The organism is Enterococcus sp. H57 (assembly GCF_003112495.1).
Lineage (GTDB): Bacteria > Bacillota > Bacilli > Lactobacillales > Enterococcaceae > Enterococcus_B > Enterococcus_B faecium.
Window position 1 is genome coordinate 101,717 of the sequence record NZ_BEHC01000010.1, and the last position, 19,802, is coordinate 121,518.

Genomic DNA, 19,802 nt, shown 5'->3' on the forward strand with positions numbered 1-19,802 from the left:
TAATAGCGAACGAAACTGTACAATAGTGTGTATGGTTTACTTAGCCGAGCAAATCACTCACTGCTTGAAAGAAAACAAGTATATCGTTTCTCTTATAGTCAAAGGAGACAAAAAAAACACGCTTGATCTTCCTTTGCTGATGTATAAGTGGTATCTCAAGCTGATACTCTGTGATTTTTGTTTCTACTTGGCTTTTGATAAGACAGCACAACAAAGTCTCGGCATTTAACGGAAGCATAACTAGGTCAGAACTAGGAGAGATTAGTTGCTGAATGGAATCTATCTTTTTATGGATTTTTATTTGATTTTCTTCTTTGTAGTAATGATCAAGCAGTTTTGTTTTCTTTTTTTCTTCAACTATGGTCAGCTTTTCACGCAAAATCTGATAAATCTCCGAAGATTCAAACTCATCTAGAACACTAGGTAGATAAATCAAATCATCCCACTCAAAAATAAGCTCTTGCTCAGTAGTCAAAATTGCATCATATTCCGTTATTTTGTTTGATTGATTTTTGAAAAGATACACTGGTTCTATCCGGCATTCTTTGATCCACATGTTCATACTTTGTTGAATCTGTTTTTTTAGTGTATTCAAAATACTAATTGGCTGGTTACTAACAATCAGTATCTCCCCTTGTTTTCGAAAAGGATTCAACGCTTCGGCAAGATACAAAACCAAATAAGCGCTTTCAGCTAAATTGGGACGTAATTGAAAATGTATTGGGAAGAAACGCCGAATTAAATAAATTTCTAAAGGATAACGGGAGATGATCTTTTGTACAAAATGATTCATGGTATTATGTCCGGCATCCATCCTCGTTTTCATTTGTTTGATATGGGTTAGCAAAAATTCTGTTTCATGGAACAATAACGAAACAGGAAGATCTAAAAAACGAATAATCGTTTGCTCAAATGCTCTTAGATTCTTCTCTATTTCTTTGTTTTTTTCATCATTAATCATCAAATAATTTAACTCTAATAGTCGATTTTCAATTGCTTGTTTTTCTTGATTGGAAAAAGAATAGGGTAGTTCTGATGATAACTTTTTTGTGAGGGTCTCTACCATCGGAATAAATAATGTATACCTGTTTGTTTTTTCTAAAAGTTCTTCTCTTCGAAGAATGGTCAAAACGAGATACCGAGAAAATCGTATGAAGTCCTCTCCTGAAACAATATAATTATATGATATAAGAACCTCTTTTAATGTCTTTTGGACAGTCGGCATGATATTGGAAAAAATTGTACTGATTTGTTGAGGCAACCTTGCGTGTTGGATCACCGTTTCTGTTCCAACAAGAGATAAGAAAATTCTTTTTGAATTTTCTTCAGCAATGATTTTTAGTCCTTTTGTCGACGAAACTTCCAGTTCTAATTTAGGATTGCGCTCGATCCAACGCAAAATCGTTTTTATTTGTAATGATACGGCTGTTTTTGAAAGAAAGAAAATGTCTGCTATCTTTTGCATACTGACATACCCTTTTTGAAACAATAAGTACGTCACAATAGTTGAAGCTCGGAAATCCATGCTGGAATAGATTTTATGTTTCGTCACCTCTTGTATGATTTGCTGTTTAGTTTCAGATTCAATTGATTCTAAAAAATAACCTGAACGTTTATTTGACTGGATAATGATTTTCTTCTCGTAGATAGCAAGCATATTTTTGATTTCAGTTTGGATCGTTTTCTTGTTGGTACCTAAAGCTTCAGCTAATTCTTCGCTTGTTATCCAATGATTCTTATTTCTTAATACTACAAGAATTTGGAGTTGTCGTTTATTTAAGTCCATTTGCTTACACCTCCTCTTTGTTATATAAACATACAGGAAAAACCTCTCAAATGACAATAGTCACTTGCAGAGGTTTAAAAATCATTTGAAGAAAGATCTATATTCAAGGTTTTTACCATTAGACTGGATAATTTGTTTATAATATTCAAAACTATCTTTTTTCAATCTCCTAAAGCTTCCGCTCCCATCATTTTGTCTATCCACATAAATAAAGCCATATCGCTTCCTCATTTCCCCTGTTCCTGCCGATACGATATCGATTGGTCCCCACCATAAGTAACCAATGATTTGGCAACCATCTTTTATTGCCTCAGCAATTTCCTGAAGATGTATTTTTAGATACTCACAACGTTTTGGATCGTGGATTCGATTCAATTCATCTGGTGCTTCATCTAGTCCAATGCCATTTTCAACTATGAATAATGGTAATTCATAACGGTCTGTCAATTCATTCATGACATAACGAAACCCTAGAGGATCAATTGGCCAACTCCAAGGTTCGGGAGATTTTTCCTTCAAAAAGGGATTATCGAAACCATTTGCTCCGCCAGTATCTACGCGCATTTCTGCTTCTTTTTTATAGACAGCGCTACGATAATAACTAAATGCAATATAATCTGCCGTGTTAGCTTGCAAGCACTGTTCGTCTCCATCTAACATTACTGGTGCACAGTCTTCTTCCTTCCATGTCCTGTAAATATAAGCTGGATAATGCCCTCGGCACATGACATCGGAGAAAAACCATGAATTGCGTTTAAATTGCAGTGAACCAAATACATTCTCTGGATCACAGTCATATGCATAAGTCGCTAATGCAGAAAAGCTACACATAATACCCATCTTAGCATTTGGATCGATTTTCTTTAATAATTGAGTAGCACGGGCGTTCGCTAGAAACATATGATGACAGGCTTGATAAATCTCTTTTTTTGTTAGTGTAGCAATGGGTTCAAGTTTATCTCTAGCAGGGAATGTAACCAATCCAGCAGCTGCATAAGGCATACGAAAAGCATTATTGATCTCATTAAAGGTCATCCAATATTTCACTTTCCCTTGGTAGCGTTCAAAGACGGTCTGCGCATAAAATTCAAAAAAGTCGATTAATTTTCGATTTTGCCACCCCCCATACTCTCCTACCAATGCTAAGGGGGTTTCATAATGACTAAGAGTAATTACTGGCTCGATATCATATCGATTTAATGTATTGATTAGTCTGTCATAAAATACGAGACCAGCCTCATTTGGCTTCTGTTCGTCTCCTCTTGGAAATATTCGTGCCCATGAGATGCTTGTTCGAAAAGCTTTTAAACCTAACTCCTTCAGTAAACGAATATCCTCTTCAAATCGATGATAAAAATCAATCGCTTCATGAGAAAGATAATGGAGTGATTCGTCTAAAGCAATCTCCCAAATCTTTTTTTCTTCATTCCACTGAATACTAGGATGCTGGTTCATGATCCCGATAAGCGTATCTGTCACATTAGGTAATTTGCCGTCTTCCAACCATGCACCTTCACATTGATTAGCAGCTACTGCTCCGCCCCATAAAAAATTTTCTGGAAATATTTCCTGATCCATAACTATCTCTCCTCGCTATCAACAATTTCTTACTTGAAGTATAGCTCGATTCATCAAAACAAGATATTCTAACTATTTCGGCAGAAGAGAAGAAAAAAATTGAATGCTACTCTTCATTTTTAATATTTATATATAACAAATACATAAGACGATCCCCGAAAGAAAACACTCGTTAACCATCTAAGCAAACGATTTATTTTACTTCCAACACAAATGCTTCATAAGGTCGTAAATCAACTTTGCCGTCTGGTAACTGTTTCAGAGGATAATTTGACACAATAACCCTTAAAGCTTCACGTGGAACAGTGAACGTCTGCTTTTCACTGGACATATTACAAATAACGAGCCATTGCTGGTCTTCATATATGCGAGAATAGGCAAAGACATGCTCAGGCGTCTTTTCCACTAATTCATAGTCTCCCCAGACGATGATGTCATGTTTTCTACGCAAATCGATCAATTTCTTGTACATATAAAAAACAGAATCTTGATCTGCTAACGCTTCTTCTGCATTGATTTCTTTATAATTTGGATTGACTCGAAGCCATGGAATTCCAGTAGTAAACCCAGCATGTTCACGGGCGTTCCATTGCATAGGCGTCCTAGCATTGTCTCTTCCTTTCGCATTGATTGATTCCAAGATTTCCTCTTTTGTAAATCCAGAAGAAATCCTTTCGTTATACATATTGATTGTCTCAATATCTTTTGCTTCCGCGATATCATCGATTGGGCAATTCGTCATGCCTAACTCTTCTCCTTGATAGATATAAGGGGTGCCTTTCATCATATGGAGCAAGATAGCAAACATCTTGGCACTTTCTTTTCGATACACATCGTCATTTCCCCAACGAGAAACAATTCGCGGAAGATCGTGATTATTCCAAAATAAACTATTCCATCCTTCATCACCTAAAGATGTTTGCCATTTGGATAATACTTTTTTCAGTTCAGAGATACTCAAGGGTTTCAAATCCCATTTGTCTTTGCCTTCTTGCTGATCTAATCCTATATGTTCGAATTGGAAGACCATGGATAATTCATTTCTTTTAGGATTGGAATAAAGTTTAGCGATTTCGGTAGTTGCTCCCCATGTTTCGCCAACAGTCATCAGATTTTTGTCACCAAAAGTTGCTTGATTCATTTCCTGAAGATACTCATGCAGTTTAGGTCCATTACTTGTGATTTCTTTATCCGGTTCTTTGCCAATCATATCGATCACGTCCATACGAAAGCCACCAATACCTTTATCGATCCAGAAATTCATCATTTGATAAATCTCTTGGCGAACCTGTTTATTTTTCCAATTCAAATCAGGTTGACGCTTGCTATACAAGTGCAGAAAATATTGCCCCGTTTTTTCATCCAACTGCCAAGCAGAACCACTGAATATTGAGCGCAATCTATTAGGCTCTTTTCCATTGACCGGATCACGCCAAATATAATAGTCCCGATAAGGATTTTCTTTATTTTTACGGGCCTCAATGAACCACGGATGTTCATCAGAAGTATGATTCACCACCAGATCCATGATGATACGGATATTTCTTTTCTTTGCTTCTTCAATCAGTTCTTCCATTTCTTCCATCGTACCGAATTCTGCCATGATTGCTTGATAATTACTGATATCATACCCATTGTCATCATTCGGAGACTCGTATACTGGAGAAAGCCAAATTGCATCAATACCTAAATACGCCAGATAATCCAACCTGGAAATAATCCCCCGCAAATCTCCAATACCATCTTGATTTGAATCTTGAAAACTTCTTGGATAGATTTGATAAACAACTGAATGGTGCCACCATTTTTGTTCCATGATTTTCCTCCTATAAATGGATGTTTCTATTTTTTGCTTAATCATTTATTTTAGTCTCTCTCACTAAAAATTGTAACGCTTTCAAATAGCTATTGCACCTTGTTATCGGTAACAGAATAAAACAAAAAAACAGCTGAGGAAATTCCCTCAACTGTTTTTTGAAAGGATTGATTTATTCAGGGAAGAATGCTGATTTCACAACTTCTTTATAAACGGTGTTCACTCAGCTGTCCCTCGGTATTAGCTCAAAAAACGGCAAAATATAAGAAACTATTTTTTTCGTTTTTTTCTCTAATACTCAGGCCAGAACACTGATTTCACAACCTCTTTATTTCACATTCAATATCCACATGAATCCCATGAATACAAAGAACAGACCATACATGATGGGAGATACTTCTTTTCCTCTTTTAGCTGCTAACATGGTAATTGGATAGAAGATAAAACCTAATGCAATCCCATCTGAAATACTATAAGTCAAAGGCATGCCGATCAAGATCAAGAATGAAGGGATCGCAATCTCTAAGTTTCCCCATTCGATTTGTCGCAAAGATTGTGCCATCAATACTCCTACCATAATCAATGCTGGTGCAGTTACTTGTGAAGTAACAACTGATAGTAATGGAGAAAAGAACAAGCCTAACAAGAAGAAAATCCCTGTAGTAATAGCTGTGATACCTGAACGTCCTCCAACGGCGATACCAGCTGATGATTCTACAAATGCACCAACAGGAGAAGTACCTAATAAGGAACCCGCAAGCATAGCTGTTGAATCAGAAGCTAAAGCTTTCCCTACACGAGGCATCTTGTTGTCTTTCATGAAACCTGCTTGGTTTGCTAATCCAACTAAAGTTCCTGCTGTATCAAAGAAAGTCACAAGCAAGAATGTCAGCACTACGACCCACATTTGAAGAGAATTGATGTCCCCTACATGTTTTAATGCAACTAAAAATGTTGGTTTCAAACTTGGTGCTGCGGCAACAATTTCAGAAGGCATTGGAATCAAACCTGTGACCAGACCTAAAATCGTTGTAGCTGCCATCCCGATGAAGATGCCACCTGGTACACGCCGAACAAGCAAGATAGCAGTTACGACTAATCCAAAAATCGTCAACCAAGTAGAACCAACGTTGAGTGATCCTAATCCTACTAATGTAGATTCATTCGAAACGATGATCCCACCTTCGCTCAGACCAAGGAAAGCAATAAATAGACCGATACCGCCAGAAATCGCATATTTCAAATCTGCTGGGATCGCATCAATGATCATTTCCCGCAGCTTGAAGATTGTGATCAAAATAAAAATCAAAGAAGCAACGAATACGCCGGCTAATGCTGTTTCCCATGGAATCCCCATTCCTAAACAAACAGAATAAGCAAAAAAAGCATTGATCCCAAGAGCAGGTGCCGTTCCAATTGGATAACGGGCTAATACCCCCATTAAAATACAGCCGATCGCACTGGCTAATGCAGTCGCAGTAAACACTGCTCCTTCATCCATTCCAGAAGCACCTAATACAGTTGGATTTACAAATAAGATATAAGCCATTGAGATAAATGTTGTAAATCCTGCCAGTACCTCACGTTTTACCGTGGTGTTCAATTTTTCTATTTCGAAGTAGGAAAGTATTTTTTCCTTCATCTTCCATCCCCCTAAATCCGAACATTATAAATAAAGTCCGTTAAAATTTCGATTTATTAATAAAACAACGTGTTTTATCATATACTAAAACAAAACATAAGTAAACAAAAAATTCGGATTTTAAGCAAAATCCGAACGTTCCATCTGATTAAATCCCTTTATCTCAAAGTTCATGAACATTCACTTTGGATTACAAGAATTTCTTTATTGTGTTAATAAAGTTTCTTCATTCTAGTCTCAAAAATCAATAGTGTGATTTGATTTTACCATTTCGTTTCTGTTCTTCTTTGATGAATTCTTTTGTATCGACAGGATTCAGATTATTTAGTCCGCCAAAACCTGTATCGACCATTTTTCCCCAGCCTTTTGTCTTCTTTTTTCCTGATTTGAGATTCTTTGCTCGAAGCTTCTCACTATGTTTTGCTCGCCGATACTTCAAATAACCTTCTAATCTTCCCATTAGATCCACTGTTTCTCCTCCTTTTTATTCAATCAGACGACTCAGCTTTTCCTATAACAAAATAATTGCCTTCAGGGTCCGAAAAATTGAAAGTCAAGACGCCATTGTTGTCTGTGATTTCTCCTGGTTCTTCCATGTTCTCGTAGATAGTTTCAAATTCATCCGTAAAAAATACTAAAGAAGGCGGTGGTCCTAATACCTCTGGTGAAAACTTCTGCACAAATACTTTTGGGAATACGCCTAATTCTAATTCTTTTGAGATGCTGAGTACAATACTCTTAAATTCTTCTGGCAATTCGATTGTTTCAGAAATTTCTGCACCAATTTTTTCTACAAAGAATCGGCAAATCATCTCTACGTCATTGACATAAAGCATCACACGTGTTTTTTGTATCATCGTTTGACCCTTCTTTCTATTTGATTTTCTTTCCTGTCTATAAACTGATTCCATTATATCACGAAAGCGCAAACACCTTGTGTTTGATACTATTCAAGAAAAATAAAGCAATAGTTTCTAGGATTGCTTTCCTCCACAAACTTTTTTTACAAAAAAAAAACGGCAATGAATGCCGCTCTTCTTATTTCGATTTTTTTATAATTCTGCTTCTGATTCATCTTTGGTTAGTGTGTGTCTAACACTAGTTACGCCAAATGTTTGATCGATTTTTTCCTTCAACGCTTCGATTGCCTGTGCGCCACGTGCCGCTTGTTCAGCATTGATGGATTCAATGACCAGCACCGCTGCTTGTGTTTCTTCCGTCAGCATCGTTCTTTGGGCTTCACGCCAGTTGAGACAGCGACAGATCGCTCCTTGTTCATCATAGTAGATGATTTCTTCCGGAAGTGCCGGAGCATCGGAATCTGCACCTAAAGGCAGGAATGATTCGTCACCTTGGGCTTTTCCTAAATGCAGATTTCCTGCGATCTTTTCGATATCTTCTCCGCCGCAAGGTACGCCAAAAGACAAGGAAATACTATTATAGATATCTACAAGCGGATTGATTGGGAAAAATTCCCGTTCTTGATTTGCACGTTTCAGTAAAGCTTCAATAGAAGAACGTGCACCTTTTTTAGTCTTGAATGTGGTAAATGCCTGACGCCACTGAGCAATGACTTCGTTTTGGCTGAATGTTTCTTCTGTAAGGTAATTTCTTGCTTCTTTTGCTGCCTCATTCAATAATTGATGATACGTTTCTTCACTTTCTTTTGTTACGTGGTTATCGATACCATTTACGGATAAGATTTCGATGGTTGCTTCAGGAAATACTTCCCAGAAATTGGTATCCACTATTACTTTTTTCATCTGTTCACACCTCTTGATTAGAATAATTGCTTGATGAATAGATAGTCTGTTTGGGGATCATCTCCCATATAAAAAACATGTTCGCTGTATTTGATAAATCCTTTTTTACGATAAAAAGCGAGCGCAACATCGTTGTGTTCCCAAACACCGAGCCAAATGGCTGTTTTTTGCTTTTCTTTTGCTTTTTCAATAGCTGTATCTAGTAAAAATGTACCGATACCTTGATGTTTAAATTTTTTTCGTACATAGATTCGCTCGATTTCTAAAAAATGATCAGCCATTTCCTCAGATTGACTCGTTCCTGTATTTAGTTTCAGGTAACCCGCAGGCTCTTGATCGATACTCACTAGGAAAAAATCGGTTTCTTTATCTTTTAGCTCTTCTGTAAGTTTTTCTAGTGCATAAGCTTGTGTCAAGTAATCAGCTAAATGCTCCGGTGAATTATCTTTTCCAAATGTATCTGTAAATGTTTCGATACTAATTTGTTGTAGTAAGTCTACATCTGAAGGCGTCATTTTTCGAATTTCGTATTTATTCACGGCTTCTTCCTTTCAATAGATCCTTTTATTGCCTTTTTTGACAAAATTCCAATCTTCGCTAACATTCTTGCATACTTTATTTAAAAGATATTCCAATTGTTTTGCTTCTTCGTCAGAAAGACCATTTAATGCGACTGCATTGGAGTAGTTGTTTTCTCGAATGATGAAAGGATAGATTTCTGCTCCTTTTTTAGTCGGATAGAGTTTCTTGATTTTTTTATTTTCTTTATCTTCCAAACGTTCGATCATCCCATTGGATTCTAATTTCTTGATTGCTCGGGCAGTCGTTGTACGATCTACTTTGATCATTTCTGCTAGTTTTTCTTGGATGATTCCAGGATTTTCGCAAATACGTACTAAATAAAGATACTGTCCTCTTGTTAAATCGACTTCTTTGAATTCGATATTGCTAATAGAATCTAGCGCTCGGGCAATCATTCCGATGTCTCGAAGGATTTCAGCCATTTCATCCCACCTTTATTTTGTTTGTAAGACTAGTTTACCTCTTTTTGTTGCAAATGCAACTATTTTCAATAAAAAAATCAAGTTCTTTTTTAATAACTAGTAAAGTATATTCTTTTCTTCTTTTACGAAAAAGCTCAATCACAATAGATCTGGTTTTTGTTTTCTAAAATAAGTAACTGTTTCTTCGTTGTTCGCTTTTCTGATAGCTTTGGCAACTCTTCTATACTAAAAAATCCCATGTTGGAAGTTTCATTATTCTCAATAAACTTGGCCTCTTCACCGTGGATCGCACAAGCAAAAACAAGTTTATAATACTGAAAAAGCTGTGGAATATCTTTTTGTTTATTCGTATCAAAAACTGCTCGCAACTGAGTAGTTTCTACTGTTAATCCTGTTTCTTCATAGACTTCTTTACGCACATTTTCTTCAGGAGACAATCCTATTTCAGCAAATCCACCAGGAAGTGACCATTCTTTCGTCCGTTTATCTTCGATTAGTAGGACCTTGCCATCTTTTTTGATATAGGCACGAACATCTACTTTTGGTGTTGGATGTCCTTCTCCAATCGTTATTAGCGCTTTTATTTCTTCGAAAGTTTCTTTTCCTATTTCACTGATCAGTTCCAATGAAATCGTCCGGATCTCCTCAAAACGCTCTTTATCAAATACATCTTTTCCATAATATAGACCAGCTTGAGAAAGTGCGAGTAGTCTTTTGTATTGAGCCAACTTCTTGTTCATTCTCTTCCCTTCTTTTTTAGCAAATGTATGACTATGTAATCAAGTATAGAAGACTGGTTTAATTACGGCAAATAAATATAATGAAATCTGCAATAAATAAAAGAATGTTAAAAAACTCGAGAACAAAAGACATTCGACTTCTCTGGGGCTGTGAATAAATGGCGTTCAAAAGCTTGCATCTGCGGTAATAAGCCCCACCAAACGAAAAATATGACGAGCTATTCTTGTCTGGCTGTTCTTATTAATTGAGGCAGGACAGCTTTTTCACAACCTCCCCACTAAACGGTGTTCTCCTACCAACTCCTCGGTCACAAGTCACAATATTCATCAAACATGAGAAGCTGTTTCTTTGAAATTGCTCCTTGTGACTCGGAGCTGAACGACAGGCTCACGACCTCTCGGTAAACGGTGTTCAAAAGCCAATTTTTCGATATTAAGCCATTTCTTTGTTACTTATTGTCATTGATTTCTTTTTCTAATTTATCCAATAGTGGAGTGTAATCCACTTGAGTATAGTCTGTTACATCAAATTCATATAGTGTTCCTAACTGGAATTTGTCATATTTTCGGTCGGCGATGATCTTTTTGAATGCTTCTTTCGTAATATGATTGGTCCCTTTCGTTCGATCTTCCAATACGTCACCATAGTGATAATGATCCATGATATAGCTCAAATGACGATCTGATTCACGATCACGTTTGTACCGACGTTGCCATAACACTTCAAAGTCTGCTGTTAGGCGAATCGTGATCACCTGATATCCGTATCTATCTGCTAATTCTTGGAGTCGTGCTTTTTGCTTATCACTAAAAGGATACTCGGACACAATCACTTTCTTTCCTGCTTCCATATACAAATCAAGTGCTTTGTAATAGAAAGGATAAACTTTCGTCCTTTCTTGTTCCGCCCGTTCTTCCAAATTGTTAAACCCGATGGATTCTGCATAGTATTCCTTGATTTCATCGAGCGTGATGGCATACATATCTGGAAATCGTTCCCGTAGTTTATTCATAAGATATGTTTTTCCTGTACCAGGACTACCAGCCAGAAGAATGAAATACTTTTTCATCTCATTTATTTCCTAAGTTAATTGGACTTTCCAAGTTCATAAACAGTCCAATCTTATGCTTGACAATTTCTTTTACTGCTTTATTTGCTGGAATCACATTATGGCGAAGAGACTTGTTGATTTCTGTTTCACTAAAGGTTTCTTTAGCTACTTTCGTCCAGTTGACTAAAAGCTCCGTTCCAACATTGAATTTGCGGATCCCGTTATTGATCAATTCAGGATAATCTTCTTCTTTCACACCTGTTCCTCCATGGATAACTAGGGGGACATCAACTACTGCATCGATTTCTTTCAGCAAGGGAATGTTTACTTCTGTTTTTGATTTGAATTGTCCATGATTCGTACCGATAGCAATAGCTAATGCATCCACGCCTGTAGCTTCTACAAATTTCACTGCGTCTTCCGGTCTTGTATATACCTTGTCATTTTCAGCGACATGGATTCCTTCTTCTGTACCGCCGATTGTTCCAAGTTCTCCTTCTACGGAAACACCGTGCGCATGGGCATATTCTACTACTGCTTTTGTCTTCAAGATATTTTCTTTGAAAGGTAGATGGGACCCGTCATACATGACAGAAGTATATCCGCTATCGATTGCTTCTTTGATATCATCAAAGTCTCGGGCGTGGTCTAAGTGTAAGACTGCATCAACCATTTCTTCTTCTGCAATAGCTGTCATTACATTGACTAACACATGCATGCCGATATATTTAGCGGTATCGACACTTGTTTGAATAATGATTGGCGAACCCATTTCTTTTGCTGCGCCTAGCATGGCAGGAAGCATTTCTAGGTTATGCGTATTAAAAGCTCCAACTGTAAAATTCAACTCTTCTGCTGTTTTTGTTACTTCTTTCAATGTTGTATACATCTTTTATTGCCACCTTATCTTTTTATTTGTTTCCTTTGATCGTTACTTGTTTTGCAATTTGTCGCATCTCATCCATTTTGCCCATGTAGTAATCGATCCCTTGATCATCACCAGCACGAGCAGCATCTGCACGCTTCTGGTTATAGAGGCTCATCAGTTTTTTATACCCATCTCCGATCGTCTGTTTATTTTCCAAGCTCTTTTCTAAATATTGGATGGCTTGATCGTTCTCATGCAATTCAGAAAATTTAAGTCCAACTTGTTCATAAAGTTCCGCTAATTTATGCCTATCTTGGGTAGTGGAAATCTCTTGTTTCAATTGTGTAATCTCTGATTGAATCTTTTCGGTCGCTTCTGGCGATAGGGCTTTTTCTTCTTTTGCCAGAACTTTTTTCGGTTCTTTTTCTTTTTTCTTAAAAAATCCAAACATCATTTTCCCTACTTTCAATTAAAATGCTTTCAAAACTGGGCTTAAGATCCAGGCATATAAGAGTGCTGCGGCTACTGTATCTACATCGGTTGCTGTAGCATTGATGAATCCCATCGAATTAAAGATCGTTACTAGCAAAGCGGGCAATAATGTAATAAAGAAACCATGAGCAATACCGCCAATGATCGCTCCTCGGCGTCCGCCAACTGCGTTGCCAAATATCCCTGCTGTCCCTCCGGCAAAGAAATTGGTTAGCATACCAGGTAAAATCATCGCTAAGCCGAACATGGGCAAAGTAAACATGGCAATAATCGTACCAATCGTTGTCGTAATGAAACCTAAAATGACGGCATTTGGGCTATAAGGAAAGAAAACTGGACAATCTAAGGCAGGGATCGCATCAGGAACTAATTTCATAGCTATCCCTCGAAATGCCGGCACGATTTCACCTAACAGTAGACGTACACCAGCTAGCAATATATACACACCCACTACGAATTGGATGGCTTGTAAAAAGGCAAACATGATATAGTTTTGATCTCCTGATAATTCAGAAGCGAATGGTTCGCCTGCAAATAAAACAGTGATGATATATAGCGGGACCATCACGACCATGACAGACAAATAAGTATCTTGCAGAAATTCGAAATGTGTCGGCAACTTGATATCTTCGATCGACTTTTTATTTTCGCCTTTCTCACCAAAAAGCTTAGCAACACCGGCTTCAAATAAGTACCCGATCGTACAAAAATGACCTAAAGCAATATCATTTGATCCAGTGATTTTACGAATGATCGGTTGCGCTACTGCCGGCATAGCAATGGCGAAACAAGCTCCGATAAAACCACCGACCAAGATCAATACGATCCCTCGCAGACCGGCAAAATAGCCAAAGACTGTCGTCATCGTTGCCATCCATAAAATTGCTTGACCAGTTAAAAAAATGTACTTCCATTTTGTGAAACGAGCCAAAATAATATTGAATACAAAAATGGCTAAGAACGTCAGTGCAATATCTCTACCTAAACCCAAATCATTCATTGCTTGACCATTGATAGATTCAATAGAAGGGATGATCCCTTGCATATGAAATCCTTCAGTAAAGATTTTCCCGAAATAAGTTAAACTTCCAACGATGATGCTCGAACCGGCACTCAATACTTGAAATCCTAGGAGTGTTTTTAACGTGCCAGAGATGACTTGTCCTGCTGATTTCTTCTGCAGTAGTAGACCCAACATAGCAATCAATGCAATGGTGATCGATGCCTGAGTCAAAATATTTTCGATGATAAAATTGATAACGCTCATGTTTTTACCCTCTTTTCTTTTTGTATTTAGATAACTCCCTTATCTTGCAGAACTGGGGTGATTTTTTCTTCAATTTCATTTTTTGAAACAATATTTTTCAAATAAATCATCGCCGTTTTAGGATCAACTGCGAACTTTTCGAACTGCGAACGAAAATTTTCTGCTGTGATGATCACATCTGGTTTCATGGAAACTGCGGAAGAAATATCACAATGGTCCAGTTTGGCTTCTACTCCTAATTTGTTCAAAACATCCTCAGCAGACATCTGTGCTGCAAAACTACTTCCTAAACCTGCGCCGCATACGAATAAAATGTTCAATTTGTTCATCTTTGTTCTCCCCCGTATCATTTATTATTTCTCAACTACTGAAAAAAGCAGTTGTTTGAAATCTTCGATATTTGTGCATTCAATCAATCGATCCAACTTCTCTTCGTTGTTGATCAATTCAATTAGTTCTTTCATGATGTTCAGATGGGAGTAGGAGTCTACTGCTGCCAAACAAAAAATAATCTTTACTGGATCCATTTCAGGATTACCGAAATCGATTGGTTGCTCAATCGTAGCTACGCTGACTCCTAATTTATTGACCCCATCTTCTGGTCGGGCATGGGCTAGTGCCATGTGTTTGCCAATCACGATATACGGTCCGTAATCATTCACTGCACGAATCATCGCTTCGACATAGCGCTCTTCGACAATGTTTTCTTTAACCAATGGTCTAGCAGCTAGTTCAATCGATTCCTCCCAAGTAGTGGCTTTTTCTTTGATCATGATATTGCTGTCCGTCAAAATATCTTTTAACATAGGCTGGATCTCCCTTTTGTTGATTTCTAAATTGTTTGTTTCGAATAATTTTTCTAACTTGCCATAGATGATTCGATCTACTCGGCCACCACTTTCTTTCATGACATCTATTATTTGAGTGAATAACTCCGTCGATTCATGACTGTTAGGCTCTAACCGCTGTAGTTCTTCATTTCTTTTCAAAAAGTCTTCTATAACCAAGATATTCGTCTCAGTTAAAATCGGATCGACAACTAAAAGCGGCTTATTTCGATAATTCAATTGAAAGGTGCTGAAAACCAGATTGACATCCAATTTATCTACTAATTCGATTTCTTTTGAACTTAAAACTGCAGTAATCTCGATCTGAGGAAACTTTTCTTTCAGATTCTCTGCTAACAGATTTCCAGTAGCCATCCCATGGTTACAGACAACGACTGATTTATAAACATAATTCAAGTCTCGCTTGATTACACTGGCGATCGTCGAAAAGTGGATGACAAGAAAAGCTATCTCGTCCTCCAGTATCTTGCCACCAATTACTTCTTCGATCGTAGGAACAAAATGAGTGACTGCGCGGTAGATTGGGAAATAATTTGTTCGGATGTTTTCTTTCAATGGATTCATGACTTGGATATGATTCTTGATTCTTACAATCAGTGCAGCCATGTGCTTATAGAGATTTTCGAATAAAGCTTCTTCCTTTAGATGGAAAGGTACGTGTGTCTCGTTCTCTACAAATTGGATCAATTGGATCGTTAGTAATTGAGCTTGTACCCACTCGATTGAATTGGAGATATCTCTAGCATTGAACGTCTCGATAGTGAAACGAAGATAATTTCTTTCTACTTGCGGGACATTGTCCAATTGAAATTCCTCGATCATGTGGTCAATAAATGCAGAAAAGCTACTGTCTTTTATTTCTGTATTTTTCCAATTAATGGCAGAGATAAATTCATGTTTCCTGATTCGCTGGATCCAGATCAATGTAAAAAGCAGGATTTGTTTTTTATAAATATCATCTTCTTGTTTCAACAACTTATTGGAATAGATCTCCTGTATTTTTTTGATTTCCTCCAAAGGAAAATAATGGAGAAAGATTTTTTGAGCCGGTGTTAATTGTGCATCTTGATTCATAAAGAAGTCGGTCATTCCCAGATTCTGATTGATAAAATCATAGATCATCGTACGGATAGATCGTTCTGAACCTTTATAAACCAGTCCTTGCTTTCCATAACTGACGATCTCTATCCCATAACTGACCAGTGTTGCTCGTAACCGTCTCATATCTTCATCTAATGTACTTTTAGAGATTTGAAATTCTTCTTCTTTTTTGTTTAGATGGATCGGGATTCGGCTGTAAGCAACGGCTAAAACTAGATCAAAAATACGTTCGCGCCGATTCAAAAAGCCGTCTTTCACATCTTTTATTTCAGTTTCTAATCGAGCTTGCTTTTCCTTTTCCAGCTTCAACAAAAAACCTTTGTTGCGAATTGTACGGATCTCCGGAAGCTTTTTACTGCTCAACCAGATATTCGCTTCAAGAACTTCCTGACGAATCGTCCGCTGACTGACATTGAACTCACTTGCTAGATGTTTTGCTTTTACTGGATATTGGGCTGTCATGATTCTGTGAAGTATTTCAATTGTTCTTGTTTTCATAGAAATGATCTCCTTCTGATTTCAAGTATATGGTTCCGCTTACATAATAAAAAGTAGATATTTCTGCCACTTGAAGTGGAAAGAAAGTAAGCAAAGCAAACAAAAAATAAGCCATATGCTTTTTCATCTCCTCAACGAAAAAGACATACGCCTATTATTACAAAAATTTTGCCCATCTATACAAAAAAGAGGTTGTGAAAAAGCTGTCCTGCATCAAGTAATAAGAACAACTAAACTAAAATAGTGCTTCCTATTTTTTGTTTGGTTGTTCTTATTATCGCAGATGCAAGCTTTTAAACACCATTTAGTGGAGAAGCTGTGACAGAGATGTTCAGCCTTGAGCGATAAGAAGCGATTTTGAAAAATCGCTTCCCATATTTTACAAAATCGTGCCTTATTGCCGATAGGCTATCTCTGGAACACCGTTTATTCAGAAAAAGGAGCTGCGACAAGGCTTTTGTCACAACTCCGTTCATAAATATTTCCTGTCAATCCAGCATAATCGGTTGAATAAAATCGGCTTGCCATCTTTTTTCTTTCTCAGAAAAATCAAAATACCATATCTGAGAAAAATACTGTCGTTGTGTCTTACTTCCTGAGATCAATCGCCCATCTTTTCGATCGACTGAATAATCACAGCATCTGAAATCAATTCGGATGGCAAAACTATTTTCGTGGATCTGTCGATAATTTCCTACTTCCTGAATAGTTATTTTTTTAGTATGATTTCTTACACCGTCTGCTTTGTTTTTTTGCAGAACTTTCTGATGTTCGGCAAACAGCTTGTCTGTATAACAGCTTCTGGCTTTTTCAGGAGTTTCTTCTTCCCAAGCGGATTGGATCTTCATGAATATCTTTTGGATTTCCAAAAACTGTGCTTTCTTTTCTTTAGCCGTTCCTGACATGCGGGACAATATCTCCGATTTCAGCCTTTTCTTTTGTCTTTTATTCTTGACGATAGAAAAAGCAGAAACCCCTCCTACTGACAAAACAGCTAATGCAAGAAACCCCGTTTGCTCATAACTAGAAGGACCTGTACTTGGACCATAATACCCATAAGAATCTCTGCCGTAAGAACGACTGCCAAAATAACTGCCCCCATATGAACGACCGCCAAATGAACCTCTGCCCGAACTTCGACCGCTAGATGTACCTCCACCATGACCACCCGCGACAGCGAATCCTTGGGTCGGCAGAGCAAACAAACATAGGCCCACTAACAAAATGATTGCTAAATAATTGATTTTTTTCATTGTCTTCCTCGTTATCTTTTATTACAAAAAACTATTTTTATCATAGCCTTGCTAAAAGGAAGAGTCAATAACCAGATGCATAAACTGTTTTTTTAGCAATTTTGTCTTATTTAGTCATTGAGTAACATCGGACAGATGTATGTGTCGGCAGTCCATAATTCCTCTATCTTCAGCATGAACAAGCTTGCAGACAAGAGATCTGCGCTTCCTCCAGGAGAGATTTGGTTTTCCTGACAAAAGTGCAACAGTGCTGTAAATGGACGATTTGGTAAAGCACTTTGACTAGCAGCATGAGCAAGTTTTTGCATTTCCACTAACGTTTTCTGATCACTGCGATGCAATACGCATGTGTCATCTAGCGAACTCATCAAAACTAACAACATATGCATTTGTTTCTGTACATATGAATCATTATCTAGCTCCTTAGCTGCTTGGATTGCAAGCCTGATATGCGGATACCCTAATATCGCTTCTTCATATGCACCATTTACGCCATATTTTTGCTTCACCCTATGACCATGAGTGGTTTTTTTATGACGATATTTTGTATCAGGAAAAGCAGCAAGCTTGCTGACATCATCAAGTATTTTCAATAAAGAAAAAGGCCGTTCCATACTGATTTTTTGTGCAATGACACTGATCAATAGCCCCATTGCCCAAATCGCTCCTTTATGGGTATTGATGCCATTTGTAGCAATCAGCATTGCCTTTTCCGCTTTTCGCCCAATCTCAGCAATTCTTTCTCTTAACTCCTGATCAATAGCATAATGCCATGCTATTTGAGCCATTTCTTCAAAAAAAGGAGTTAGCGTCTTAGCAGACTTAAGAAATAAAGCATAGTCCATATCGGAATGTGCACCCGCATCCAGTGCATCCACTAATCCAGGTTTTGGACTTAATGTTACTTCTGCGATCAATGCTTCCTCTACCAACGCAGCGAGTTGCTGAGTCACTGCTTTTTTTCGTTCGTCATTTATCATGACACTCACTCCTTCTTCCTACTATTACTTGCTGAAACCTTTTTTGATAGCTACCCAAATGATATGAAGTAACCAGCTTAAAGCAAATGCACAACTTGCCGTCATTAGATAAGCTACAAGAATCATGACTCCTGAAGGTAACTGCAACCAACTATCTTTAAACAATAATAACAGTACTTGGAAAACAAATACATTGGCTAAATACGTACGATAAGCATAAACAGACAACCATTTGAACAATGGCAATTTTGGCGAATCGTTTACAATCATTTTGGAAGCGCCTATGAAGACAGCAAAGATGATGACTAAACTGTATAAACTTTGGATCGTATTCAAGTAAGGCGCATTCGCAAAGCTCAAGTCTCCTGGATGTGCGAGCAATGAACGGACAGAAAAGAACGCGATAACTAAGCCAACAGGTAAGAAAAGATAACGTACTCTGTCCAAATATTGATAGACTTTTTCGTGATAAACAAATGCGGCTACCCCATAAATCCCATAAATCATGAAACTAGCAACAAACCGATCTAACAAGTACCAGCTGTCATGATAAGGACCAGTCAATACTTGTGTTTGATAGAACAGATACCATGCGACATATAAAATCGTTGAACCAATCAATACTGGCCATACATATTTTTTATTAGCAAATACTTTGTAACCGAGCTAAACAAAAAACGGCATGAACAATTGGATCTGCAGCATCATAACGGTATACCATAAATGAGGCGCTCCATCACCTGTGACATATTTCAGTAAAAAGCTTGCAGTATCCGTATACGGAGTTTGTTGTTGGACTGCTGGAAATAGCCAAAGATAAGCCGTCGTCCATAGAAGATACGGAACGACTAGTTCAAAAAACTTTTCTTTCAAAAATTCCCAATAAGACAAATGCTGGCTTGTTTTTACCATATTATAAACAATTGCAAAAATAAACATTGGTGCTGTGTATTTAACGATGACGTAAAAGGTACCAAGAAAAGCTGTATTTGTTGCGCTGTGGCTGTTTGCCAAAGCAAAGCTCAATATCGTTTGCATCATAACAGCCGTTACAGCTGATACTTTCTGGAAGTCACTTACGTTGATTTTGATTTTTTTGTTTTCAAACATCTCT

Annotated in this window: 18 protein-coding genes and 1 pseudogene; all 19 read right to left on the bottom strand. The window is 37.5% G+C overall.

Annotation, left to right across the window (positions count from 1 at the left end; all coding sequences use genetic code 11):
* Positions 1-40: 40 nt before the first annotated feature.
* Positions 41-1,786, bottom strand: coding sequence for an HTH domain-containing protein (locus tag DIZ30_RS03585; RefSeq protein WP_002301177.1), 1,746 nt, complete (start codon positions 1,784-1,786; stop codon positions 41-43).
* 81 nt (positions 1,787-1,867) lie between these two features.
* On the bottom strand, positions 1,868-3,364 hold the full coding sequence (locus tag DIZ30_RS03590) for a glycoside hydrolase family 1 protein (RefSeq protein ID WP_002298167.1): 1,497 nt from the start codon (positions 3,362-3,364) through the stop codon (positions 1,868-1,870).
* 193 nt (positions 3,365-3,557) lie between these two features.
* On the bottom strand, positions 3,558-5,180 hold the full coding sequence (locus DIZ30_RS03595; protein ID WP_002294685.1) for an alpha-glucosidase: 1,623 nt from the start codon (positions 5,178-5,180) through the stop codon (positions 3,558-3,560).
* A 328-nt stretch (positions 5,181-5,508) separates the two neighbouring features.
* A complete protein-coding gene (locus tag DIZ30_RS03605; protein ID WP_002301172.1) occupies positions 5,509-6,822 on the bottom strand; it encodes an NCS2 family permease in 1,314 nt (437 codons plus the stop codon).
* 244 nt (positions 6,823-7,066) lie between these two features.
* On the bottom strand, positions 7,067-7,291 hold the full coding sequence (locus DIZ30_RS03610) for a hypothetical protein (RefSeq protein WP_002294687.1): 225 nt from the start codon (positions 7,289-7,291) through the stop codon (positions 7,067-7,069).
* A 19-nt stretch (positions 7,292-7,310) separates the two neighbouring features.
* Positions 7,311-7,733 (bottom strand): VOC family protein, encoded by a 423-nt coding sequence (locus DIZ30_RS03615; protein WP_002349820.1) that lies wholly within the window; start codon positions 7,731-7,733, stop codon positions 7,311-7,313.
* 141 nt (positions 7,734-7,874) lie between these two features.
* Positions 7,875-8,585: a B3/4 domain-containing protein gene (locus tag DIZ30_RS03620; RefSeq protein ID WP_002298929.1), complete on the bottom strand. Its 711-nt coding sequence runs from the start codon at positions 8,583-8,585 to the stop codon at positions 7,875-7,877.
* 17 nt (positions 8,586-8,602) lie between these two features.
* Complete coding sequence (locus DIZ30_RS03625; RefSeq protein WP_002321138.1) at positions 8,603-9,100, bottom strand: N-acetyltransferase; 498 nt, start codon at positions 9,098-9,100, stop codon at positions 8,603-8,605.
* 36 nt (positions 9,101-9,136) lie between these two features.
* Positions 9,137-9,589: a MarR family winged helix-turn-helix transcriptional regulator gene (locus tag DIZ30_RS03630; protein WP_002294693.1), complete on the bottom strand. Its 453-nt coding sequence runs from the start codon at positions 9,587-9,589 to the stop codon at positions 9,137-9,139.
* Between the two features lie 134 nt (positions 9,590-9,723).
* Positions 9,724-10,329, bottom strand: coding sequence for an NUDIX hydrolase N-terminal domain-containing protein (locus DIZ30_RS03635; protein WP_008267763.1), 606 nt, complete (start codon positions 10,327-10,329; stop codon positions 9,724-9,726).
* 449 nt (positions 10,330-10,778) lie between these two features.
* A complete protein-coding gene (locus tag DIZ30_RS03645; RefSeq protein ID WP_002294697.1) occupies positions 10,779-11,399 on the bottom strand; it encodes an AAA family ATPase in 621 nt (206 codons plus the stop codon).
* A gap of 1 nt (position 11,400) precedes the next feature.
* Positions 11,401-12,270, bottom strand: a complete 870-nt coding sequence (locus DIZ30_RS03650) for a class II fructose-bisphosphate aldolase (RefSeq protein ID WP_002298926.1) — start codon at positions 12,268-12,270, stop codon at positions 11,401-11,403.
* 22 nt (positions 12,271-12,292) lie between these two features.
* Positions 12,293-12,700 carry a hypothetical protein gene (locus DIZ30_RS03655; protein WP_002317515.1) on the bottom strand — a complete coding sequence of 136 codons (408 nt, stop codon included), beginning with the start codon at positions 12,698-12,700 and terminating at the stop codon, positions 12,293-12,295.
* 18 nt (positions 12,701-12,718) lie between these two features.
* On the bottom strand, positions 12,719-14,008 hold the full coding sequence (locus DIZ30_RS03660; RefSeq protein ID WP_002298923.1) for a PTS sugar transporter subunit IIC: 1,290 nt from the start codon (positions 14,006-14,008) through the stop codon (positions 12,719-12,721).
* A gap of 26 nt (positions 14,009-14,034) precedes the next feature.
* Complete coding sequence (locus DIZ30_RS03665) at positions 14,035-14,337, bottom strand: PTS sugar transporter subunit IIB (protein WP_002287534.1); 303 nt, start codon at positions 14,335-14,337, stop codon at positions 14,035-14,037.
* Between the two features lie 24 nt (positions 14,338-14,361).
* A complete protein-coding gene (locus DIZ30_RS03670; protein WP_002300729.1) occupies positions 14,362-16,455 on the bottom strand; it encodes a PTS sugar transporter subunit IIA in 2,094 nt (697 codons plus the stop codon).
* 488 nt (positions 16,456-16,943) lie between these two features.
* Entirely contained in the window at positions 16,944-17,708 is a 765-nt protein-coding gene (locus tag DIZ30_RS03680; RefSeq protein ID WP_002351199.1) for a TIM44-like domain-containing protein, read from the bottom strand.
* Between the two features lie 110 nt (positions 17,709-17,818).
* Complete coding sequence (gene mdcB, locus DIZ30_RS03685; protein WP_061573526.1) at positions 17,819-18,688, bottom strand: triphosphoribosyl-dephospho-CoA synthase MdcB; 870 nt, start codon at positions 18,686-18,688, stop codon at positions 17,819-17,821.
* Between the two features lie 24 nt (positions 18,689-18,712).
* Positions 18,713-19,798: pseudogene (locus DIZ30_RS03690) on the bottom strand (acyltransferase family protein).
* Positions 19,799-19,802 lie beyond the last annotated feature (4 nt).

Excerpts from the sequence above, each read along its gene's own strand:
- DIZ30_RS03635 (WP_008267763.1), bottom strand. The coding sequence starts at position 10,329 with ATGAACAAGAAGTTGGCTCAATACAAAAGACTACTCGCACTTTCTCAA.
- DIZ30_RS03680 (WP_002351199.1), bottom strand. The coding sequence starts at position 17,708 with ATGAAAAAAATCAATTATTTAGCAATCATTTTGTTAGTGGGCCTATGT.
- DIZ30_RS03595 (WP_002294685.1), bottom strand. The coding sequence starts at position 5,180 with ATGGAACAAAAATGGTGGCACCATTCAGTTGTTTATCAAATCTATCCA.
- DIZ30_RS03605 (WP_002301172.1), bottom strand. The coding sequence starts at position 6,822 with ATGAAGGAAAAAATACTTTCCTACTTCGAAATAGAAAAATTGAACACC.
- DIZ30_RS03625 (WP_002321138.1), bottom strand. The coding sequence starts at position 9,100 with ATGACGCCTTCAGATGTAGACTTACTACAACAAATTAGTATCGAAACA.
- DIZ30_RS03620 (WP_002298929.1), bottom strand. The coding sequence starts at position 8,585 with ATGAAAAAAGTAATAGTGGATACCAATTTCTGGGAAGTATTTCCTGAA.
- DIZ30_RS03615 (WP_002349820.1), bottom strand. The coding sequence starts at position 7,733 with ATGGAATCAGTTTATAGACAGGAAAGAAAATCAAATAGAAAGAAGGGT.
- DIZ30_RS03590 (WP_002298167.1), bottom strand. The coding sequence starts at position 3,364 with ATGGATCAGGAAATATTTCCAGAAAATTTTTTATGGGGCGGAGCAGTA.
- DIZ30_RS03650 (WP_002298926.1), bottom strand. The coding sequence starts at position 12,270 with ATGTATACAACATTGAAAGAAGTAACAAAAACAGCAGAAGAGTTGAAT.
- mdcB (WP_061573526.1), bottom strand. The coding sequence starts at position 18,688 with ATGATAAATGACGAACGAAAAAAAGCAGTGACTCAGCAACTCGCTGCG.
- DIZ30_RS03630 (WP_002294693.1), bottom strand. The coding sequence starts at position 9,589 with ATGGCTGAAATCCTTCGAGACATCGGAATGATTGCCCGAGCGCTAGAT.
- DIZ30_RS03585 (WP_002301177.1), bottom strand. The coding sequence starts at position 1,786 with ATGGACTTAAATAAACGACAACTCCAAATTCTTGTAGTATTAAGAAAT.
- DIZ30_RS03670 (WP_002300729.1), bottom strand. The coding sequence starts at position 16,455 with ATGAAAACAAGAACAATTGAAATACTTCACAGAATCATGACAGCCCAA.
- DIZ30_RS03645 (WP_002294697.1), bottom strand. The coding sequence starts at position 11,399 with ATGAAAAAGTATTTCATTCTTCTGGCTGGTAGTCCTGGTACAGGAAAA.
- DIZ30_RS03665 (WP_002287534.1), bottom strand. The coding sequence starts at position 14,337 with ATGAACAAATTGAACATTTTATTCGTATGCGGCGCAGGTTTAGGAAGT.
- DIZ30_RS03660 (WP_002298923.1), bottom strand. The coding sequence starts at position 14,008 with ATGAGCGTTATCAATTTTATCATCGAAAATATTTTGACTCAGGCATCG.
- DIZ30_RS03655 (WP_002317515.1), bottom strand. The coding sequence starts at position 12,700 with ATGTTTGGATTTTTTAAGAAAAAAGAAAAAGAACCGAAAAAAGTTCTG.